Genomic DNA, 13,009 nt, shown 5'->3' with positions numbered 1-13,009 from the left:
CCTATGAATCTGAATCCCAACGCGAAGCCACCTACGCCGACTGGCTCCATCACTACAATCACCACCGACCCCACACCGGCCTCGGCGGCTCAACACCCGCAGAACGCGTTCACAACCTCACGGGGAAGAACAGCTAGCGCGGAGTCATGCCCACACGCTCGGCGCGGGCGCCTTCGTCGACGGAAGGGCCGCCGAAGCCGCCCATTCACGGACCCAGGGCTCGAGCTCGGGGAGGTTGTCGGGCCGGTGCAGAGCCTCGAAGAGCTCCTCGAGCGGGATGACCCCTCCCCCGCGGCGCAGGAACCGGGCGCGCACGACCATCTGCGCGTAGACCTCTCCGTCGACCACCGCGCGGTGCATCATGTACGTCGCCTTGTCGTCGTGCCCGATGAGGCGGGACTCGACCGTGAACGCCTGCCACAGCTCGAGCGACTTGCGGAACGTGATGGTCTCGCTCGCGACGACGGCGTACCAGCGCTTCTCCTTGAGGAGATCCCACAAGCCGGTGCGGATCATGAGGTCGAAGCGCCCGAGGTCGAACAGCGACGCGTAGCGACCGTTGTTCATGTGGCCGAGCAGGTCGAGGTCGGTGGGCAGCGTGTGGAGGCGCACGCGCCCGACGGAGTCGGGGGCGACGGGGCCGTTCCGGCGCAGCATCCACCGCGCGCGCCAGATCGTGAGGAGGGTGCGCCAGATCACATTCACGGGGAGCGATCGTAGTGATCGACGTGTCTTCGGGCGATTCGGTTGTCGCTCTCCGACAGAAAAGCCCGGGTTTCCTGTGCTCAGTCCCCGTCGGGAACCGCCGATTTCACTCCTCGCGAGCCCGCGCGTAGAGTCTGGCCATGAACGCCGAACTGCAGACTGACATCGTCGTCCGCCCTGTGCGCGACGTCGACGCCGAGGCCCTCGGCCGCGTGCACGCCACCTGCTGGCACGAGACCTACGACCACCTCATCAGCAAGGCGGCGCTCGAGCGCATCTCGCCGAAGCGCCTCGCCGAGCTGTGGACCCACTGGGCCGTCCAGGGCCCCGAGTTCACGATGTGCGCCGCCCTCGTCGACGGCGAGATCGTCGGCTTCGCCGGATCGGGCCCCGCCCGCGACAAGGACGCGCCGCGCAACCGCGAGCTGTACTTCATCTACCTGCTCGACGCGTGGCACGGCACCGGCATCGGCCAGAAGCTGTTCGACTCCGTCGTGCGCGAGGGCGAGCCGCTCTACCTGTGGGTCGCCGAAGACAATCCGCGCGCCCACCGCTTCTACACCCGCAACGGGTTCACCCTCGACGGCGCCTCGCACACCGAGCCCTTCCTCGGCGAGACGCTGACCGAGGTGCGATTCGTCCGCTGAGCGCCTGACGTGCTGCAGGTGTGGGCCCTGCCGGGCATCCCCGAGGTGACGCCCGGCACCGACCTCGTCGAGGTGATCGCGGACGCCGTGGCCGACACGCTCGAAGACGGCGACATCCTCGTGGTGACGTCGAAGATCGTGTCCAAGGCCGAGGGCCGCATCGTGAAGGCCGACGACCGCGATGACGCGATCACGGCCGAGACGGTGCGAGTCGTCGCCACGCGCACGTCCGAGACCGGGCACGTGACCCGCATCGTGCAGAACCGCCTCGGCATCGTGTCGGCCGCCGCCGGCGTCGACGCCTCGAACACGGCCCACGGCACCGTCCTGCTGCTGCCGGAGGATCCGGATGCCTCGGCCCGCGCCCTCGCGGCGGGCCTCCGATCGCGTCTCGGCGTGCGCGTCGGAGTCATCGTGTCCGACACGCTCGGCCGCGCGTGGCGCGACGGTCAGATCGACCACGCGATCGGCGCGGGCGGGGTCCATGTGTTCGAGGATCTGCGGGGCGCGACGGATGCCGAGGGCCGCCCCCTCATCGTCACGATGCCGTGCGTCGCCGACGAGCTCGCCGCCGCAGCAGACCTGGTGAAGGGCAAGGCCTCGCGGCTGCCGGTCGCCGTCGTGCGCGGACGCGCCGACCTCGTGGGCGACCTCGATCTCCCGGGCGCGCGCTCCATCGTGCGCTCGCTCGACCGCGACATGTTCCGCCTCGGCACTGACGAGGCGTATGCAGAGGGGTTCGCGGCCGGCAGAGCGGCCGCGAACCCCTCCTCCCCCGCTCAGCGCGAACGCAGCGTGACCTGACCGGCCGACACCTCCACGTGGATCGTGCTGGACGCGCTCGGGTCCGACCCGATGCGGTTGTCGAAGCCGCCGGCCGAGACGTCCGACGTCACCACGTAGTCGCCCTGGGGCACGGAGAGGTTGAGCGATCCGGCGCTCAGGTCCACGGTGACCTCGTCGGGCTGAGAGCCCGTCAGGGCCGCGTCGAGAGAGCCGGCGTTGACGATGAGGTTCGCCGTCGCGACATCCGCGAGTTCGAGATCGGCGCGGCCGGCGTTCATGTCGGCCTTCAGCGATTCGGCGGAGCCCGCGATGTCGGCGCGGCCCGCGTTCATTGTGAGGTCGAGCTCGGCGAACTCGCCCTCCACGTCGAGCGTCCCCGCCGAGAACGTGATGTCGGCGTCGAGGCCCTCGAGCGACTGCGGCAGGCGCAGCACTGCATCGCCGGGACCGCCGAACCAGCCGCCGAAGATCCACCACGGACCCCACATGCGGGGCGAGCTCACGACCAGGTCACCGCCGTCGCGCTCGAGCACCCAACGGTCGGCACCCCACGAGCTCGTGACCTCGAGCTCGGCCTCGCGCACCGATCCGAACTCCACGCGCAGCGATCCGGCCGCCGCGTCGATGTCGAGGCGATCGACGCCGGCGACCTCGACGGTGCGGTTCGTCGTGTGCACGGATGCCGACACGATCGTGCCGACGACCGCCGAGACGATCGCGCCGACGATCACGAGGCTTCCGAACACGATCGCGAGGATCGCGACCACACGGCCGGCGCTCGACGGCGGTCGCTGCGGCGAGCCTCCCGGCGGGTTCTGACCCGGGACCGGGGGCGGCCCGGCGGGTGTCGCGGGCGGGGGTGGGTTCAGCGTCGTGCTCATCGGTTCGTTCCCATCTGCGGCGTCGGGCCGCCTGGCGTCGCGGGTCGGGACCCGCCGTGTTCGAGGTGGGCGAGCGCTGCGAGCACCCGCCGGTTGCCGGACTCGTCCGGCTCGAGGTCGAGCTTCTGGAAGACGGCCGTGATGTGCTTCTCGACGCTTCCCTCGGTGACGTGCAGCGTCTTCGCGATGGCCTGGTTCGACCGGCCTTCGGCGATGAGGGCGAGAACGGTTGCCTCGCGGTCGGTGAGGCGCTGCATCCGCTCGTCCTTCCTCCGCCTGTTGAGCAGCTGCGCGACCACTTCGGGGTCGAGCACTGTCGCGCCGCCCGCGATGCGATCGATCGCCTCGAGGAAGTCGGAGACGTCCGCCACACGGTCCTTGAGGAGGTACCCGAGCGCGCCGTCGCTCGACGCGATGAGGTCGGACGCGTAGCGCTCCTCGACGTACTGCGACAGCACGAGCACCGCGAGCCGCGGGAGCCGGGCGCGCAGGGCGATCGCCGCGCGCACGCCCTCGTCGGTCCACGTGGGCGGGAGCCGCACGTCGATGATCGTGAGGTCGGGGTTGGTCTCGTCGACGGTCTCGTCGAGGTGGGTCGCGTCGGCGAGGGCGGCGACCACGTCGTGGCCGGCGTCTTCGAGGACGCGCACGAGACCTTCGCGCAGCAGGGCGGAATCCTCGCAGATCAGGATGCGCACGGGATGCTCACCTCCACGCTGGTCGGCCCGCCGACAGGGCTGTCGATGCGCGCCTCGCCGCGAGCGGCGACCACGCGGTTGACGATGCCGTCGAGCCCCCCACCCGGCATGACGCGGGCACCGCCCACGCCGTTGTCCTCGACGCGTGCCCACAGCGTGCGGCCCGCCTCGGGGGTGGCGCCGTCGCGCAGCCGCACGACCACGCGCACCTCCGTGCCGCGGGAGTGCTTCGTCGCGTTCGTGAGCGCCTCGGCGATCGCGAAGTAGGCGGCGGCCTCCGCGTCGCGGCTGCAGCGTCCGTCCAGTCGCACGTCGAGGTGCACCGGTATCACGGACCGCGCCGCGAGGGCGGAGAGCGCCGCGTCGAGACCGCGGTCGTCGAGCACGGCGGTGTGGATGCCGCGTGCGAGCTGGCGCAGCTCGGTGATGGCGGCCTTCGTCGAGGTGTGCGCCTCGGAGATGAGCTCCTTCGCGGCATCCGGGTCGCTGTCGATCTTCTGCTGCGCGAGGCCCAGGGTCATGCCGACCGAGACGAGCCGCGGCTGAACGCCATCGTGGAGGTCGCGCTCGATGCGCGTGCGCTCGACGTCGGCGGCGCGGACGGCCCCCGCGTGCTGGACGCTCGATGTGCGCGCTGCCTCGGCGAGCTGGGCCTCTCGTGAGGGGACGACGATCGCACGGGCGATCACCCCATGCAGGAGCGCCAGGCCGACGATCGCGGCGAGAGCGACGATGGCGGAGAGGATGCCGATCGGCACCGCCCACGCGATCGGCACGTCGATCGCGGTGCGGGCGAGCCGCACGGCGCTCGCGTCGGCGAACAGGGGCGAGAACGCGAGCACGACGCCCGAGGCGAAGACACCCACGAGGAACAGCACGATCCAGCCGAGGATCGTCGAGATGGCGAAGTTCGCGATCGCGCGCCACGTCGTCGGGTCGATGATCTGCAGCCCGATCGTGCGCATGAACCCGGCGAACCCGGGGCGGCCGCTCGTGCGCGGCCGGCCGACGGGGAGTCCGAAGCCGTAGAGACCGTCGACGCGGGCGGTCTCCAGCCAGCCCACGGCGAAGAGCGCGTACACGAGGCCGAGGAAGAAGATGAGCCCGATGCCGAGCACCGGCAGGAGGCCGATGCTCAGCCCGAGCAGGGTGAACAGCACCGCGAACAGCGCGGGGCCGATCACGCCGAGGGCGGCGAGCTGTGCGATCGCACCCGCGACGCGCGCCGGAGACGACACGCGTCGAAGGGTGTCAGGACGTTCGGAGGACATACCCCCAACGTACGGGCGGGCGCCGTGATGCGCGCCAGAGGCATCCGGAGTTCTTTTGTCGGGTTAACCCCCGGTCACGGGCCGGTCATCGCGCCGGGACCGGCCGGTGACGGACGCCGAGATCGCACGAATGACGGGCGGATGCCGCATCCGATTGCAGTTCGCGCAATCTCGGATGGGTGGAGACCGCCCCCGCCCTCAGTCCGACTGCGCGAGGTACTCGAGTTGGGCGCGCGTGGACGCTTCCGCGGCGAAGCGCACGGCCGGGTCGACGCGTGAATACACGAGGTTGACCACGGCGGTCACGAGCTCCGGATCGCCCGACGGCTCGCGACCGAGCTTGTCGAGCGCGGTGCGCACCTCGTCGAGACGCGATGCGCGGTGAGCGGCGTAGCGCGCGCACACGTCGGCGAGATCGGGAAGCCCCGGTCCGTGCGCGGGGAGCACGGGGATCGCCCCGAACTCCGCGAGCCGCTCGAGGCTGCGCAGGTAGGCGCCGAGCGACCCGCCGGGGTGCGCGATGATCGTCGAACCGCGGCCGAGGATCGTGTCGCCCGTGATCATCGTCCCGCCCGCGGAGGCGTCTCCGCGGAGCGCGGGTGCGTCGCGGGCCCCGTCTTCGACGGCGGTGTCGTCGGGGAGGTGGAAGCTCACGGAGTCGGCGGTGTGGCCCGGGGTCGCGACGACATCCAGCCGCACGCCGCCCGCCTCGATCCGCTCGCCTGCGGCGAGGGGCGGCCCGTCGTGGCACAGGCTCGGGTCGAACGCGCGCACCGGTGCGCCGGTCTGCTCGGCGAACCGTGGCGCGCCCTCCACATGGTCGCGATGGTGATGCGTCAGCAGGATCAGCTCGACGGGCCCCTCGGCCTGCAGCCGGTCGAGGTGCTCGTCGTCGTCGGGACCGGGATCCACGACGATCGCCCCGGTGTGACCCGGCGCGCGGATGATGAACGAGTTCGTGCCGTCGAGCGTCATCGGTCCGGCGTTCGGGGCGAGGAGTCGGGTGACCTGATGCGTCCACCGCTCGGCCGCGAGCACCGGGCGGATCACCGGGCGCTGACCTTGCCGAACAGGCGCGCGATCGGCGCGAGCACCATGGGCCGGGCCGCGACCCACGCGGCCGCGATGACGACCATCGAGGCGACGAAGATCCAGAAGCCGACCCAGTTCTCGACGTCCTGCGACGCGTACATGTGGTTCAGGTTGCGCAGGGCGCCGGTCGCGAACACGAGTACCACGTGCACGAAGATGAACAGCACGAAGTAGATCATCACGGGGAAGTGGATCGCCCGCGCCCACTCGACCGGATACAGCTTGTTGAGTCCGGTGGCGTTCTTCGGCCACACCCCGCTCATGCGCACGCCGGTGACGGCCGCGAGCGGGGCCGCGATGAACACGGTCGTGAAGTACGCGAGCTGCTGGAGCGAGTTGTAGTTCACCCACCCGTTCTCGGTCGGCCAGTCGAGCGACACGTACTGCAGTGCGGCCGAGATCGCGTTCGGGAACACCTCCCAGCTCGTCGGCACGATCCGCATCCACTGCCCGGTCACGAACAGCAGCACGACGAAGATCACGCCGTTGACGAACCACAGGATGTCGAGCGACTGGTGGAACCACAGCGCGAGGCTGATCTTGCGCTTGCTGTTCCAGCGCGGCGACCAGAACGCGGTCGGTCGCTTCTCGGTGCGCACACGCAGACCGGAGCGGATGATCAGCACGATCAGGAACACGTTGAAGAAGTGCTGCCAGCCGAGCCACGGCGGCAGACCCACGGGCGCTCCTTCGGGCAGGTGGTACTCGCCCGGGTACGTCGCGAGGAAGTCCTGCATGACCTCGAGGCTCAGGAACCAGCGCACGAACAGGACGGCCATGCCGGCGGCGAACAGCAGTCCGAGCCCGCCGACGATCGCCGCGCCGACCCATTGGCCCCGCGTGAACGGCCCGATGCGCTTCGGCTCGGGTCGAGGCTCAGGTCGAACGGATGCCGCCGCCCCCGGCCACACCGTCTGGGTGAACGGCAGCGGCGCGCGGGGACCGGCTTCGGCGACCGGTGCGGTCGCGGTGGCGGTGGTTGTAGCCGCGGATGCCGCGGCGGGGGCGGATGCCGCGGCGGGGGCGGATGCCGCGGCGGGCGCCGCGCCCGGACGCGGGAGGCCGGTACGCGCGGCGCGCCCCTGTGCGGACGCGGCTGCTTCGGCTGCTTCCGCAGAGGGCGCCGGCGTCTCGGCGGGCGCAGGCGCCTCCCCCTCGGTCGCTGAGCGAGCGAAGCGAGACGAAGCGGCGGCCCCCGCGGCGGCGCGATCCGGTGCGAAGCCGGAAGGAGGCCACGGCTCTCCGCCCGGCGTGCGCGGAAGTCCGCGGCGCAGCGGGCGGGTTCCTGCAGCGGTGGCGGGCGCTGTCGTGGCGGCGGCGGACGCTTCGTCTCGCTGCGCTGGCTCTGCGACCGGGGTGGAAGTGTCCGCTCGCTCGGCTGCCGCCGTGGTCGGCACGTCCGCCGCCGGCGCGGACTGCACGAGCGACTCGGGCGGCCACGGCTCTCCGCCCGGCGTGCGCGGCAGTCCGCGACGCACCCGGCGTACGCCGACCGCGGCAGTCGCGGCGGCGGGCGCCGCCTGCGCCGCCACCTGTGGCGCGGCATCCGCGACCGTCTGCGCGACCTCCGGTGCGGCATCCGCAACCGTCTGCGCCGCACCCGTCGGCTCGGCGGCCACCGACTCCCCGACCGACTCCTCCGCGGCGGGAGCGGCGCTCAATGCGCCCTCGGGCACCTCGCCGTTCGGCGGCCACGGCTCTCCCCCGGCCACGCGCGGGAGCCCGCGGCGCAGCGTGCGGCCGTACGTTGCCATTCGGTTACGCCTTCTTCGCCTCGAGGGCCGCGATCAGCTGGGGGACGACCTGGAACACGTCGCCCACGACGCCGAAGTCCGCGATCTCGAAGATCGGGGCATCCGCATCCTTGTTGATCGCGACGATCGTCTTCGCCGTCTGCATGCCTGCCTTGTGCTGGATCGCGCCCGAGATGCCGAGAGCGACATACAGCTGCGGCGACACCGACACACCCGTCTGCCCGACCTGGTACGACTGCGGCACGTAGCCCGCATCCACCGCAGCGCGCGACGCGCCCACGGCGGCGCCGAGCGCGTCTGCGAGCTGCTCGACGAGGGCGAACTTCTCGGCCGAGCCGAGGCCGCGACCGCCCGAGACGACCTTCGCGGCACCGCGCAGCTCGGGGCGTGACGACGTGACCTCCGCCTGCTTCACCTCACCGACCGACGCGGCGCGACGACCGGATGCCTGCACCGTGAGCGTCTCGGCCACGAGCGGCTTCGCCTCAGCTCGCGCGTCGACCGCGCCGATGCGCAGCGTGATGACGGGGGCGCCCCACGTGACGGCGGAGTCGGCGCTGTAGGCGCCGCCGTACACGGAGTGGTGCGCGACGACTCCTTCGGCGTCGCGCGAGACGCCGACCGCGTCGACTGCGACCCCGGAGCGCGTGCGCGCCGCGAAGCGGCCGGCGACGTCGCGCCCCTCGATCGAGTGCGAGATGAGCACGGCGTCGGGGCGGACGAGATCGGATGCCGCCACCAGCGCGTCGACGACCGGCACCGTGAGCTGCTCGCCGAGTCCCTCCGGCTCGGCCACGAGCACCGTCGCGGCACCGAGCTCGGCGGCTGCGGCGGCGAGCGCCTCGTGCTTCGCCGACGGCGCGACCACGAGCGCGACCGGTGTGCCGACGCCCGCCGCGGCTCCGAGGAGTCCCGCCGCCGACTTCGCGAGCTGCCCGTCGGGCGTCGTGTCGAGGAGGACGAGGATCGAGTCTTCTGCGAACTCAGCCATCACCATGCGCCCTTCACACCAGCCGGTTCTCGATGAGGAATTCGGCGAGCTTCTCGCCCGCGTCGCCCTCGTCGACGATCTTGACTCCCGCCGCGCGCGGGGGCTTCTCGCTGATCGCGATCACGATCGAGCGCGAGGCATCGGCATCGTGCGGGTCGATCGCGAGATCCGCGAGCGACATCGTCTCGAACGGCTTCTTCTTCGCCGCCATGATGCCCTTGAAGTTGGGGAAGCGCGCATCGGGCAGACGCTCCGTGATCGAGATCACCGCCGGAAGCTGCGCGGTGACCTCGGCTGTGCCGCCGTCGGTCGCACGCTCGCCCGACACCGCGGCATCCGTGATCTCGACCGAGTTCAGGCTCGTCGCCGCCGGGACGTCGAGCAGCTCGGCGACCATGGACGCGATCATGCCGCCCGACCCGTCGGTGGACTGGTTGCCCGCGATCACGAGGTCGAAGCCGATCTTCTGCAGCGCCGCCGCGAGCACTTCGGCCGTCAGGCCCATGTCGGCGCCCAGCAGTTCCTCGTCGACGATCTGCACCGCCGATGCCGCGCCCATCGCGAGGCCCTTGCGCACCGTCGCGGCCGCCGACTCGGGAGCCATCGACAGAACGACGACCTCGGTGCCGGGGTTCTTGTCGGCGTGGCTGAGCGCGACCTCGAGGGAGCGCTCGCCGATCTCATCGAGGACGGACTCGCTCGCCGCGCGGTCGGCCAAGCCGGTCTCCAGGTTCAGCTTGCGGTCCCCGTACGTGTCGGGGACCTCCTTCACCAGCACGACGATCTTCATCGACTCTCCTCACGCCTCCGGCGAGTCTACCGGCGGCCTTTTTATGTACCCAATCGGCGGGACTCGCCCCGCCTGCGCGGGTGGTCACACCCGTTTGTGCATACATTTCCGGATGCCGCGGCGGGCGGCATCCGTCGCGTGCCCGGGCCGGTCAGCGGTGCTCGAACCGCGGCTCCCTCTTCTCGCGGAACGCGGCCATGCCCTCCTTCTGGTCGGCCGTGTCGAACAGCGACGCGAACACGTGCCGCTCGAACCGCAGACCCTCGGCGAGCGGGGTCTCCATCGCCGCGTCGAGAGCCGCCTTCGTCGCGTACAGCGACGGGAGCGACTTCGACGCGATCGTCTCGGCGACGCACTCGGCTTCGGCGAGCAGCTCGTCGACCGGGACCACGCGCGAGACCAGCCCGATGCGCTCGGCCTCGGTCGCGTCGATCATGCGCCCCGTGAGGATGAGCTCGGCGGCCTTGTAGTACCCGACCGCGCGGACCAGCCGCTGCGAGCCGCCCATGCCCGGCATGACCCCGAGGTTGATCTCGGGCTGCCCGAACCTGGCCGTGTCGGCAGCGAGGATGATGTCGCACATCATCGCGAGCTCGCACCCGCCGCCGAGCGCGTAGCCCGAGACGGCCGCGACGACCGGTGTGCGGATGGCGGCGAAGCGCGGCCACCCGCCGAAGTGGTCGCCCATGAGCATCTCGAGGCCGGACTTCGACTCCATCTCCTTGATGTCGGCACCCGCGGCGAACGCCCGCTCGGAGCCGGTCACGACGATGCAGCCCACGCCCGCGTCGGCGTCGAACGCCTCGGCGGCGGAGAGGATGTCCCACATCACCTGGGTGTTGAGCGCGTTGAGCGCGTCGGGTCGGTTGATCGTGATCCAGCCGACACGGCCGTCCTGCCGCACCAGGATCGTCTCGAACTCGGTCATCGCGATGTCCTTCCCGTCCGTCACAGCCGCTCGATCACGGTGGCGTTGGCCATGCCGCCACCCTCGCACATCGTCTGCAGACCGTAGCGGCCGCCCGTGTGCTCGAGATAGGCGACCAGCGTGCCGAGCAGTCGCGTGCCCGACGAGCCGAGCGCGTGGCCGAGGGCGATCGCACCGCCCCACGGGTTCGTCTTCGCGAGGTCGGCGCCGACATCGTGCGCCCACGCGAGCGGGACGGATGCGAACGCCTCGTTGACCTCGAACGCGTCGATGTCGTCGATCCCGAGTCCCGCCCGCTCGAGGACGCGGCGGGTCGCCGGGATCGGGCCTGTGAGCATCATGATCGGATCGTCGCCGACGACGGCGAACGAGTGGAATCGCGCGCGGGGGCGCAGGCCCAGCTCGTCCGCCTTCTCCTCGCTCATGATGAGCACCGCCGACGCGCCGTCGGTCAGGGGCGACGAGGTTCCCGCGGTGATGCGGAAGTCGAGGTCGGGGAAGCGCTCCGCCACGCCCGGCGTCCGGAACGCGGGGGGCAGCTCGGCGAGGCGCTCGGCGGTCGTCCCGGCCCGGACCGTCTCGTCGCGGGTCACCTCGCGGGCATCCGTCGCCACCGGCAACAGCTGGCCATCGAACAGGCCTGCGTCCAGCGCCGACGCCGCGCGGCGGTGGGACTCCGCCGCGAACTCGTCGAGGCGCTCGCGCGAGAAGCCCCACCGCTGGGCGATGAGCTCGGCGGAGATGCCCTGGTGGATGAGCCCCTCCGGATACCGTTCGCGCAGCAGCGGCGACTCGGCCGCTCCGCCCGGCGAGGCGGTGCCCAGCGGGACACGGCTCATGGACTCGACGCCGCCCGCGATGACGATGTCGTAGGCGCCGGCGATGACGCCTTGGGCGGCGAAGTGCGCCGCCTGCTGGCTGCTGCCGCACTGCCGGTCGATGGTCGTCGCCGGCACGCGTTCGTCGAACCCGGCCGCCAGGACTGCGTTGCGGGCGATGTTCGCGCCCTGCTCGCCGACCTGGCTGACGCATCCGAGCAGGACGTCGTCGAGCTGCGAAGACTCAAGGCCGTTGCGCTCGAGGACGGCGCGGAGAACGCCGGCCGCGAGGTCGACGGGATGGACGGTGGACAGCGCCCCGCCCGGCTTCCCCCGGCCGGAGGGCGTGCGGACGACATCGACGATGACGGCGTTCGGCATTGATCTCACCTTGCTTTCGGGGCGGACGGGGCGCCAGCCAGGGCGCGCGCGGTCGTCGTCTGGGCACGGTCCCCGTGAGCGAGGTGCCGGGAGATGATCAGCCGCTGGATCTGGTTCGTCCCCTCGAAGATCTGCATGACCTTCGCCTCGCGCAGGTACCGCTCCACGGGGAAGTCCTTCGTATACCCTGCACCGCCGAACACCTGTACGGCGTCGAGGGTCACCTTCATCGCATTGTCGGTCGCGACGAGCTTCGCGATCGACGCGGCTCGGCTGTACGGCAGTCCTCGATCGCGCAGGCGCGCGGCCGCGAGGTACGTCGCGCGCGACGACTCGACCGCCGCGGCCATGTCGGCCAGCACGAACGCGAGGCCCTGGTGATCGATGATCGGCCGGCCGAACGTCTCGCGCTCCTTCGCGTAGCCGACGGCGGCATCCAGCGCCGCCTGCGCGAGCCCGGTGGCGACGGCCGCGATGCCGAGACGTCCGGAGTCCAGTGCCGACAGCGCGATCGCGAGGCCCTCGCCCTCGGCGCCGATGCGGTCCTCGGTGGGGACGAACGCGTCGTCGAGATGCATCGTCGCCGTCGGGGACGCCGTCAGGCCCATCTTGCGCTCGGGAGGCGCGGCGGTCAGCCCCGGTGTATCGGCGGGGACGAAGAAGCACGAGATGCCGTGGGTGCGGTCGTCGGAAGTGCGGGCCATGACGATGTAGAAGTCCGCGTGGCCGCCGTGGGTCGTCCACGCCTTCGCACCCGAGAGCACGTACCCGCCGTCGACCCGTCGCGCGGTCGTGCGCATCGCGGCGGGATCGGAGCCGGCATGCGACTCCGAGAGGCAGTACGCGCCGAGCGTGTCGCCCGAGAGCGTCCACGGGAGAAGCCGCTCGCGCTGCTCGTCGGTGCCGAACATCGCCACCGGCATGCACGCGAGCGCGTGGACGCTGATGCCGACCGCTACGCTGGCCCAGGTCGAGGCGATCTCCTCGAAGACCTGCAGGTACGTCTCGGCCGGCTGGTCGCCGCCGCCGTACTCCTCCTGGTACGGGAGCGAGAGCAGGCCCGCGGCGCCGAGCTGCGCGAACACGTCACGCGGAAAGCGTCCGTCCTGCTCGTCCTCATTCACCCGCCCGGCCAGGCTTTTCTGGCAGAGCTCGCGCGTGAGCCGGACGAGATCGTCGGCCTCGCGCGTGGGCAGGATCCTCGTCGCAGCCATCGTGGCGCCTCCTCGTCGTGCTGCGGATGAGCCGGTTCCAGTACTCGCCTGGT

At 71.4% G+C, this 13,009-nt stretch carries 14 protein-coding genes; 3 read left to right on the top strand and 11 right to left on the bottom strand.

The window, feature by feature from the left end:
- The coding region (locus VNR19_RS16675) for an integrase core domain-containing protein (RefSeq protein WP_325723015.1) at positions 1-137 on the top strand (137 nt) is incomplete at its 5' end.
- 7 nt (positions 138-144) lie between these two features.
- Here VNR19_RS16675 and VNR19_RS16670 read toward each other — a convergent pair.
- Positions 145-705 carry a thioesterase family protein gene (locus tag VNR19_RS16670; protein ID WP_325728396.1) on the bottom strand — a complete coding sequence of 187 codons (561 nt, stop codon included), beginning with the start codon at positions 703-705 and terminating at the stop codon, positions 145-147.
- A 140-nt stretch (positions 706-845) separates the two neighbouring features.
- On the opposite strand from VNR19_RS16670, the gene VNR19_RS16665 reads away from it, so the two are divergent.
- Complete coding sequence (locus VNR19_RS16665; RefSeq protein ID WP_325034139.1) at positions 846-1,352, top strand: GNAT family N-acetyltransferase; 507 nt, start codon at positions 846-848, stop codon at positions 1,350-1,352.
- Positions 1,353-1,361: 9 nt separating this feature from the next.
- Positions 1,362-2,156: a coenzyme F420-0:L-glutamate ligase gene (gene cofE / locus VNR19_RS16660; protein WP_325728395.1), complete on the top strand. Its 795-nt coding sequence runs from the start codon at positions 1,362-1,364 to the stop codon at positions 2,154-2,156.
- On the opposite strand, the gene VNR19_RS16655 is transcribed toward cofE, so the two are convergent.
- The 10 genes from VNR19_RS16655 to VNR19_RS16610 all read right to left on the bottom strand — a co-directional run bounded on the left by VNR19_RS16655 (position 2,132) and on the right by VNR19_RS16610 (position 12,956).
- Positions 2,132-3,019, bottom strand: coding sequence for a DUF4097 family beta strand repeat-containing protein (locus VNR19_RS16655; RefSeq protein WP_325728394.1), 888 nt, complete (start codon positions 3,017-3,019; stop codon positions 2,132-2,134). The genes cofE and VNR19_RS16655 overlap by 25 nt on opposite strands.
- On the bottom strand, positions 3,016-3,717 hold the full coding sequence (locus VNR19_RS16650) for a response regulator transcription factor (RefSeq protein ID WP_325728393.1): 702 nt from the start codon (positions 3,715-3,717) through the stop codon (positions 3,016-3,018). The genes VNR19_RS16655 and VNR19_RS16650 overlap by 4 nt, the downstream gene beginning before the upstream one ends.
- A complete protein-coding gene (locus VNR19_RS16645) occupies positions 3,705-4,988 on the bottom strand; it encodes a sensor histidine kinase (RefSeq protein ID WP_414684198.1) in 1,284 nt (427 codons plus the stop codon). The genes VNR19_RS16650 and VNR19_RS16645 overlap by 13 nt, the downstream gene beginning before the upstream one ends.
- 198 nt (positions 4,989-5,186) lie before the next feature.
- Positions 5,187-6,038, bottom strand: a complete 852-nt coding sequence (locus VNR19_RS16640) for an MBL fold metallo-hydrolase (protein ID WP_325728391.1) — start codon at positions 6,036-6,038, stop codon at positions 5,187-5,189.
- Positions 6,035-7,834, bottom strand: a complete 1,800-nt coding sequence (locus VNR19_RS16635; protein WP_325728390.1) for a cytochrome b/b6 domain-containing protein — start codon at positions 7,832-7,834, stop codon at positions 6,035-6,037. The genes VNR19_RS16640 and VNR19_RS16635 overlap by 4 nt, the downstream gene beginning before the upstream one ends.
- 4 nt (positions 7,835-7,838) lie before the next feature.
- Complete coding sequence (locus VNR19_RS16630) at positions 7,839-8,825, bottom strand: electron transfer flavoprotein subunit alpha/FixB family protein (protein ID WP_325728389.1); 987 nt, start codon at positions 8,823-8,825, stop codon at positions 7,839-7,841.
- 13 nt (positions 8,826-8,838) lie between these two features.
- Complete coding sequence (locus tag VNR19_RS16625; RefSeq protein ID WP_325728388.1) at positions 8,839-9,615, bottom strand: electron transfer flavoprotein subunit beta/FixA family protein; 777 nt, start codon at positions 9,613-9,615, stop codon at positions 8,839-8,841.
- 151 nt (positions 9,616-9,766) lie between these two features.
- Positions 9,767-10,543: an enoyl-CoA hydratase-related protein gene (locus VNR19_RS16620; protein ID WP_325728387.1), complete on the bottom strand. Its 777-nt coding sequence runs from the start codon at positions 10,541-10,543 to the stop codon at positions 9,767-9,769.
- A 20-nt stretch (positions 10,544-10,563) separates the two neighbouring features.
- Positions 10,564-11,742 carry a thiolase family protein gene (locus VNR19_RS16615; RefSeq protein WP_325728386.1) on the bottom strand — a complete coding sequence of 393 codons (1,179 nt, stop codon included), beginning with the start codon at positions 11,740-11,742 and terminating at the stop codon, positions 10,564-10,566.
- A 5-nt stretch (positions 11,743-11,747) separates the two neighbouring features.
- Positions 11,748-12,956, bottom strand: coding sequence for an acyl-CoA dehydrogenase family protein (locus tag VNR19_RS16610; RefSeq protein WP_325728385.1), 1,209 nt, complete (start codon positions 12,954-12,956; stop codon positions 11,748-11,750).
- Between the last annotated feature and the right edge of the window lie 53 nt (positions 12,957-13,009).

Origin of the sequence: Microbacterium sp., from assembly GCF_035556355.1 — a bacterium.
Classification (GTDB): domain Bacteria; phylum Actinomycetota; class Actinomycetes; order Actinomycetales; family Microbacteriaceae; genus Microbacterium.
This window is presented reverse-complemented; position numbering and strand designations above follow the sequence as displayed.

Coding starts and splice junctions, on each gene's coding strand:
- VNR19_RS16610 (WP_325728385.1), bottom strand. CDS start 12,956: ATGGCTGCGACGAGGATCCTGCCCACGCGCGAGGCCGACGATCTCGTC.
- VNR19_RS16620 (WP_325728387.1), bottom strand. CDS start 10,543: ATGACCGAGTTCGAGACGATCCTGGTGCGGCAGGACGGCCGTGTCGGC.
- VNR19_RS16625 (WP_325728388.1), bottom strand. CDS start 9,615: ATGAAGATCGTCGTGCTGGTGAAGGAGGTCCCCGACACGTACGGGGAC.
- VNR19_RS16615 (WP_325728386.1), bottom strand. CDS start 11,742: ATGCCGAACGCCGTCATCGTCGATGTCGTCCGCACGCCCTCCGGCCGG.
- VNR19_RS16655 (WP_325728394.1), bottom strand. CDS start 3,019: ATGAGCACGACGCTGAACCCACCCCCGCCCGCGACACCCGCCGGGCCG.
- VNR19_RS16645 (WP_414684198.1), bottom strand. CDS start 4,988: ATGTCCTCCGAACGTCCTGACACCCTTCGACGCGTGTCGTCTCCGGCG.
- VNR19_RS16630 (WP_325728389.1), bottom strand. CDS start 8,825: ATGGCTGAGTTCGCAGAAGACTCGATCCTCGTCCTCCTCGACACGACG.
- VNR19_RS16635 (WP_325728390.1), bottom strand. CDS start 7,834: ATGGCAACGTACGGCCGCACGCTGCGCCGCGGGCTCCCGCGCGTGGCC.
- VNR19_RS16665 (WP_325034139.1), top strand. CDS start 846: ATGAACGCCGAACTGCAGACTGACATCGTCGTCCGCCCTGTGCGCGAC.